Annotated in this window: 7 protein-coding genes; 4 read left to right on the top strand and 3 right to left on the bottom strand. The window is 71.9% G+C overall.

What is annotated here, in order from left to right; translation table 11 throughout:
* A partial coding sequence (locus G3573_RS18580) for a thioesterase family protein (RefSeq protein ID WP_240454794.1) occupies nt 1-479 on the top strand: 479 nt, incomplete at its 5' end.
* An 11-nt stretch (nt 480-490) separates the two neighbouring features.
* On the opposite strand, the gene G3573_RS18575 is transcribed toward G3573_RS18580, so the two are convergent.
* Complete coding sequence (locus G3573_RS18575) at nt 491-1393, bottom strand: alpha/beta hydrolase (RefSeq protein WP_163263173.1); 903 nt, start codon at nt 1391-1393, stop codon at nt 491-493.
* A gap of 135 nt (nt 1394-1528) precedes the next feature.
* A complete protein-coding gene (locus G3573_RS18570) occupies nt 1529-2014 on the bottom strand; it encodes a transcriptional repressor (RefSeq protein ID WP_163263172.1) in 486 nt (161 codons plus the stop codon).
* Between the two features lie 97 nt (nt 2015-2111).
* On the opposite strand from G3573_RS18570, the gene G3573_RS18565 reads away from it, so the two are divergent.
* Nucleotides 2112-4097, top strand: coding sequence for a TonB-dependent receptor (locus tag G3573_RS18565; protein WP_240454793.1), 1986 nt, complete (start codon nt 2112-2114; stop codon nt 4095-4097).
* Between the two features lie 97 nt (nt 4098-4194).
* Complete coding sequence (locus G3573_RS18560; protein ID WP_163263170.1) at nt 4195-4977, top strand: SapC family protein; 783 nt, start codon at nt 4195-4197, stop codon at nt 4975-4977.
* A 130-nt stretch (nt 4978-5107) separates the two neighbouring features.
* Here the strand turns inward: G3573_RS18560 and G3573_RS18555 are convergent, their stop codons facing one another.
* Nucleotides 5108-5479: an acyl dehydratase gene (locus tag G3573_RS18555; protein WP_163263176.1), complete on the bottom strand. Its 372-nt coding sequence runs from the start codon at nt 5477-5479 to the stop codon at nt 5108-5110.
* A gap of 213 nt (nt 5480-5692) precedes the next feature.
* Between G3573_RS18555 and G3573_RS18550 the strand changes: the two genes are divergently transcribed.
* On the top strand, nt 5693-7446 hold a 1754-nt coding region (locus G3573_RS18550; RefSeq protein ID WP_346427417.1), incomplete at its 3' end, for a protein-disulfide reductase DsbD domain-containing protein.

Below are 7446 nucleotides of genomic sequence, written 5' to 3'. Positions count from 1 at the left end.
GTGTGGGACCGGCGCCGGCGGCCTTGACCGCTAGCTGGGCCGAGGCCGACCGCCTGGGCCTGCCGGTCGTCGCGCGCGGCCTGGTCCGGCCCGGCGACTGCGACGTGTTCGGCCGCGCCCGGCCCGAGGCCCTGATGGGCCGCGTCTCCGACGCCGCCTGGCACCTGCTGTCGGGCGTGTTCGACGCCTCGGTCACGGACGCCGGCCCCAGCGGCGGGGCGATGCTGGAGTGCCGCTTCGTGTTCGAGCGCCTGCCGCGGGCGGGCGATCAGGTCTGCGTGCGCGCCGGCCTGGCCGAGGTGGCCGAGAAGACCACGCGCCGGTTCGACTGGCTGCTGGATCCGGTCGGCGGCGAGCCCTGGGCGGTGATGGAGGCGGTCGCGGCCGGCCTCGACCTTCAGGCGCGCAAGCTGGCCCCGTTCGGCCCGGCCGCGCGCGCCCAGATGGAGCAGCGGCTCGTGCCGGGGATCGGCTGGTAGAGCGCGATCGCTCAGACCGCGGCGTCGAGGACGGCGTCGCGGACCAGGTCGGCCCGTTCCATCGGGAAGAAGTGCGAGCCCTCCACCGTCTCGACGGTGGCGTGCGGATGCTTGCGGCGGAAGGCCGCGGCGTCGCCGACATGGCAGGTGACGCTGTGCGGCGCGCGCAGGATGCGCACCGGCCGCTCCAGCGCGCCCAGTGCCTTCCACGGGCGGTTGGCCTGGGAGACGAAGTTCGAGGTCTCCCATTCCGGCGAACAGGCCAGCTCGACCCCGCCCTCGGCGCGCTCGACGAAGCCGCCGGCGACGTAGTCGGCCAGCACGGTGTCGGGCCAGGTCTTGAAGGCGCCGCGGCCCTTGTAGGCCTGGAAGGCGTCGGCGCGGCTGTCGAACACCGCGCGTCGGCGGGCGGCGGCTAGCGCGATCGGGGCGCGCGCCCGGCCCAGGGTCTGGGCGCCGGGCAGGTGCATCAGCGCGCTCTGCAGCGGCGACCAGATCACCGGATCGAACATCACCAGGTTCGACACCCGCTGGGGACGTTTGGCCGCGGCCAGCAAAGCCACCGTGCCGCCCATCGAGTGGCCGGCCAGGGTCACCGGCGGGCCGCCCAGCACGTCCAGCAGGGCGCCGAGATCGTCGCGGTAGTCGTCCCAGCTCTTGCGCCCGCGCGGCTCGGCCGGCAGGCGGGTCGCGCCGTGGCCGCGCAGGTCGGGGGCGACGATGCGCAGCGACGCCGACAGCGGGGCCAGGATGGAGCGGTAGGTCAGCGCGTTGAAGCCGTTGGCGTGGAGGAACACCACGTCGACCGGCCGGCCCGGATCGCCGAAATCCAGCACCGCCATCTCGCCGTCGCCCCACGGACTGCGGATCGGGATCATCCGGCGCCGGGGTTCCTGGAATCGGGCGGCGTCCATGCCGTACTCCGAAATGCGCGTTTGACTGTTAGCTAGGAAGCAGGAAACCGGCTTTCCAGCACCCGAACCTTTGATTAGAGCGCGATGGTCGCTGAAACCGGCGTCCACTTTCAGCTATCGCGCTCTGGGCGCAAGTCAGCTCGCGCGACAGGCGGCGCACAGGCCGTGCGCCTCCACCGTCAGGTTCGTCACCACGAAGCCGTCGCGCCCGGCCGAGGCGACCAGCACGTCGGCGCCGGCCGGCTCGATCTCGCGCGTCGCGCCGCAGCAGTCGCAGATCAGGAAGGCGGCGGCGTGGGTGTCGGCGCCCAGCCGGCAGGCGACATAGGCGTTCAGGCTCTCGATCCGGTGGGCGAAGCCCTGGCGTTCGAGGAATTCCAGCGCGCGATAAACCGTCGGCGGCTTGGCCGCTTCGCCGTCGACGCCGAAGGCGGCGATCAGGTCGTAGGCCTTCACCGGCCCTTCCGCCCCGAGCAGCAGCTCCAGCACGCGCCGGCGCGGCGCGGTCAGCCGCTGGCCGTCCGAATCGCAGCGCGAGCCGGCCTGATCGAGCGCCTGGGCGAGTGCTGAGCCCTTCAGGCCGACGGAGGCTGCGGCGTCATGTTCACAGCGATGGTCCATGAAACTTGGCTACCTGTGCGCCGCGCGCCCTGCAACAGACTTGACCGGATGTAATGTTATTTCATAACACTTCCAGCTTCGCGGGAGGGAACGTTTGATGCGCAGCTGTCGGATCGCCCTGTTTGGGGTCGCCGTCACCGCCTTGAGCGCCGGCGTCTGGGTGGCTCCCGCGGTCGCGGGGGACCAGTCGGACGACGTCGAAGAGGTCGTGGTCACCGCTACGCGCATCGGTGTCGCCGAGCAGGCGATGACCGCCAACGTCGACGTTCTGGACGAGAAGGACCTGGCGGTCGCGCCGTCGGTGGGCCTGGGCGACCTGGTCGCCGGCATGCCGGGCGTGCGCTCCACCTCCTTCGCGCCGGGCGCCAGCCGGCCCGTGATCCGCGGCCTGTCGGGCCCGCGCGTGCAGGTGCTGACCAACGGCCTGGGCCAGATCGACGCCAGCTCCGTCTCCCCCGACCACCAGGTCGCCACCGATCCCTCGAGCGCCAAGCGGGTCGAGGTCGTGCGCGGCCCCTCGACCCTGGCCTACGGCGGCTCGGCCATCGGCGGCGTGGTCAACATCATCGACGACCGGGTGCCCAGCGAGCCGGCCAAGGGCCTGGCCGACGGGCGTCTGGCGACGCAGGTCTCCAGCGTCGACAACGGCCGCAGCGTCGGCGGCGCGGTCAAGGTGGGCGAGGGACCGTGGGTGGTCGGCGCCGAGGCCATGCACCGCGAGACCGACGACTACAACATCCCCGGCCCGGCCATCTCGCAGCAGCTGGCCAACGAGTTGGGCGTGCCGCGCGTCGGCCCCTCGATCGTGCTGAACAGCCGCTCGCGCCTGACCGAGTACGGCGCCGGCGCGTCCTACATCACCGGCCTGGGCTTTGTCGGCGCGGCGGTGACCCAGACCAACAGCCGCTACGGCACGGTCGCCGAGGAAGACGTCAAGATCGACCTCACCCAGACCCGCTACGACGCCCAGGGCGAGCTCGATTTCCCGGTCGGCCCGTTCGAGAAGTTCACCGGCTCGGCCGGCTACGCCGACTACCAGCACACCGAGCTGGAGGACGGCGAGGTCGGCACCCAGTTCCTGTCCACGGGCTGGGAGGCGCGCGCCGAAGCCGTTCAGAAGGCCCGCGGCGGCTGGAACGGCGCGGTCGGCCTGCAGGCCCTGCACCGCGACTTCGACGCCATCGGCGAGGAAGCCTTCGTCCCGGCCACCGTCATCGACGAGGCCGGGATCTACACCGTCCAGCGGCTCGACCATCAGGCCTGGGGCTTCGAAGCCGGCGTGCGCCTCGACCGGCGCGAACTGGACAGCATCGTCGCCGACCGGGAGTTCACCAACTTCTCGGCCTCGGGCGGGGTGTTCTTCCGGCCCGCGACGGGGCTCTATCTGGGCCTGACCCTGGCGCGCAACGAACGCGCCCCGACCGAGGTCGAGCTGTTCGCGAACGGCCCGCACGTCGCCACGGCGTCGTTCGAGGTCGGCGACCCTGACTTCGACACCGAGATCGCCAATTCGGTCGAGGCGGCGGTCCACTACGTCTCTGACCGCTTCGACGCCGACCTGCACCTGTTCGGCGCCCGCTACGACGGCTTCATCGACGCCGTGCCGACCGGGGTGTTCGACGCCGACACCGGTCTGCAGATCTTCCAGTACCAGCAGCTCGGCGCCGAGTTTTACGGGCTCGAGACTGACATGACCTGGCGGGTCTGGACCGACGGCGAGCGGACCGTGTCGCTGACCGGCGCGGGCGACTACGTGCACGGCGAGACCGATCTGGGCCCGCCGGCCCGCATCCCGCCGTGGTCGGCGACCGTGGGCGTGAAGTACGAGACCGAGCGCTGGCAGACGGCGCTGGAGGTCCACCACGCCGGCGAGCAGGATCGGGTCGCACAGTTCGAGCTGCCGACCGACGCCTACACCATGGTCAACCTGTCCGGCTCGGTGAACCTGTCGGATTCGGTGGTGCTGTTCGGCGAGGTGCACAACCTCAACGACACGGAGGCGCGCGAGGCGGCTTCGTTCCTGAAGGACATCGCCCCCCTGCCGGGCCGCAACCTGCGCGTCGGGCTGACCTACCGGTTCTGAGGGAGCGGGGGTCGCTCGCGGCGCGACCTTCGTTGCCGCCGGCCGATCCTTCCGCTACGAAGTCCGACCTTACGCCATTCTTCGAACACAAAGTCCCATGGAACAGACCCAGGCCGCCGGCGCGCTTACCGGCAACGTGCTCTTCTACGGCCAGCCCGAGCCGCTGAATCCCGAGCTGCACGGCGCGCTCGGCGTCAACCGGACGGCCAAGCCGTACGGCTTCGTCACCCAGACCCACGTGGTGCCGCTGACCGTCACGGAGTTCGCGCCGGCCTCGCTGTCCTACCCGATCGTGTTCGTGGGCGACGCGAAGTCGCCGATCGCGGTCATGGGCCTGCGTCAGGGCGAGAACCTGTTCGTCACCGCCGACGGCGAGTTCCGCATGGACGCCTACATCCCGGCCTTCGTGCGCCGCTATCCGTTCGTGTTCGCCAACGACGACCAGCAGCAGCGCATGATCCTGTGCGTCGACCGCAACGCCCCGTTCGTGTCGGACACCCCGGACGTCCCGTTCTTCGAGAACGGCGAGCCGTCGGCCTACACCAAGAACGCCATGCAGTTCTGCACGGACTTCGAAACCGAGCGCCAGCGGACGGAAAGCTTCGTGAAGCTGCTGTCGGACCTCGACCTGTTCGACGTCCGCGAGGCGGTGTTCACCCCGCAGAACCCGGACGGCACCGCGGGCCAGCCGCAAAAGATCGCCGAGTACTTCGCCGTCTCGGAAGACAAGCTGAAGGCCCTGCCGCTCGAGAAGCTGGCTGAGCTGCGCGACAACGGCGCCCTGGGCCAGATCTACGCCCACCTGGTGTCGCTGCTGGGCTGGGACAAGCTGATCGCCCTGGCCGTCAGCCGCGCCGCCCCGGCCGCCGCCAACGCCTAAGTCCCGACCTCAAAGTCTGGACGCTGAAGGGCCTTCCCGTCGGGGAGGCCCTTTTTGCGTCTGGGGCGCGATAGCCGAAAGCGGATACCGGTTTCGGGGCCAGATCGCGTTCCCACCAGGAAAGCGCGCTCTAGCGCGCGAAGACGGATCGGGTCAGGCAGGAGAAGACCAGCCGTCCCGCCTCGTCGACCAGGTCGTGCTGGGCGATGACCACGCCCTTGTTGTCGCCGACCTTGTCTTTTCCCAGCACGGTCATCCGTCCGCGGAGCAGTTCGCCGGCCGGCGGATTGCGCGCCCAGCGCAGGGCGTCGACCGCGAGGCGCTTGTGGGGACCCCAGGCCGGCGCCGCGTCAGCCTCCAGCTTGGTCCACACCGCATAGATCATGGCGTCCGGGACGCCGCTTTCGACCTCCCAGCCGGGCACGAAGCGGCGCGCGAAGTCGGCGACCGCCGCCTCGTCGACGGCGATGGCGCCCAGCGGCGCGACCTGGCCGATCGTCATTTCGTCGAAGTCCACCGAGCGCTCCTCCAGGCGGCAGGCGCGGCATCTTGGCTTCTGCCGCGCGCGTGTCGAGCCCGGCCGCGAAAATCCCGTCGCGTCGCGGGCGTGACCGGGTTCAACGCTCCGAAAGGTCGCACGGCGCCGTGTCGTCTGTCCTTCCGCCGTGAACCGCGCCATATAGCCGTCGAGCTATCGACTTATTTGGGGCCTGACGTGATCGGACGGGTGCTTGCGGCGGTGACGGCGGCGGTGACGCTGGCGGGCGCGCTTTCAGCGCGCGCCGAGCCTGTGCGCACGACCCACATGGAGGCCGAGCTGGCCCCGATGTCGGCCACCGCCACGCCGGGCTCCACCGTCTGGGTGGCGCTGCGGCAGAAGCTGGACGACGGCTGGCACAGCTACTGGCGCAATGAGGGCGACGCCGGCGGCCCGACCGAGATCAAGTGGACCTTGCCGCAGGGCTGGAGCGCCGGCGACATCCTATGGCCGACTCCGCAGCGCATCCGCACCCAGCAGTTGATGAGCTACGGCTTCACCGGCGAGGTGCTGTTGCCGACGCCGCTGCAGGTGCCGGCCGACGCCAAGCCGGGCGACACCGCGCACCTGACGGCGCACGCCGACTTCTTCGTCTGCAGCGACACCCTCTGCGTGCCGGAGCAGGCCGACCTGGCGCTGGACGTGAAGGTCGCCGAGGGGCCGGCCAAGCCGGACCCGACCTTCGGCCGGGCCATCGCCGACGCCCTGGCCGCCGCGCCCAAGCCGGCCGGCCTGCACGCCGCCGTGCAGGTGCAGAACGGGTCGCTGAAGCTGGCCGCCTGGGGCGCGCCGCTGACCGGGGCCGACGCCGCCGGGGCCTACTTCTTCCCCTACAAGCGCGGGGTGATCGCCCACGCCGCCGAACAGACTATCGAGCGCGGGCCCGAGGGCCTGACCCTGACGCTGAAGCCCGACGAGCGCTTCACCGGCGTGACCGGGCCGATCGTGGGCGTGCTCGCCACCCGGGCGGGCGCCTGGGAAATTTCCGCCGTCCCGGGCGCGGCTCCGGCCGTCGCCGCGGGCGAAGGCCCGGCGCCGAGCGCCGATCAGGCGGGCGCGACCGTCGCCCCGGCCCCGGGGCTCGGCGTCGCGACCGCAGTGATGTTCGCCCTGCTGGGCGGCCTGCTGCTGAACCTGATGCCCTGCGTCTTCCCGGTGCTGTCGATGAAGGCCGCGCACCTGGCCGAGCGGGCGCATGCGCCGGGCGCCGCCCGTCGCGACGCCCTGGTGTTCCTGGCCGGGGTGGTCGTCACCTTCCTGGCGCTCGCCGGCGTGCTGATCGCGGCCAAGGCGGCCGGGCAGGCGGTGGGCTGGGGCTTCCAGCTGCAGTCGCCGTGGGCCACCGCCTTCCTGTCGCTGCTGATGCTGTCGGTGGCGCTGAACCTGTCGGGCGTGTTCGAGCTCGGGACCTCGGTCCAGGGCGCGGGGGCGGACCTGCAGCGCCGCGAGGGCGCGTTGGGCGCCTTCTTCACCGGCGCGCTGGCCGTCGTGGTCGCCGCCCCGTGCAGCGCGCCGTTCATGGCCACCGCCATGGGCGCGGCCCTGGCCCAGGGGCCGGTCCTGACCTTCGCCGTGTTCACCGCGCTGGGCGCGGGCCTGGCCCTGCCGTTCGTGGCGTTGAGCGTCTCGCCGGCCCTGCTGCGCCGCCTGCCCAGGCCGGGTCCGTGGATGGATGCGCTGCGCCGGCTGCTGGCCTTCCCGATGTACGCCGCGGCCGCCTGGATGGCCTGGGTGTTCGCGCGCCAGAGCGGCGACTTCGGCCTGGCCTTCCTGTTCGGGGCCGCGCTGGCGCTCGCCCTGGCCCTGCACCTCTACGGCCGGGCCCAGCACGCGCAGGGCCGTCGCGCCCTGCTGCCGCTGGGCGGCGCGGGCGTGGCCTTCGCCGCCGCCGTCTTCCTGGGCGTCTGGGGCGCCGCCGCCGAGCCCAGCGC

The organism is Caulobacter sp. 17J65-9 (genome assembly GCF_010975005.1).
Taxonomy (GTDB): domain Bacteria; phylum Pseudomonadota; class Alphaproteobacteria; order Caulobacterales; family Caulobacteraceae; genus 17J80-11.
Note: the sequence above shows the minus strand (reverse complement) of the source record. Positions and strands in the feature narration are given on the sequence as shown.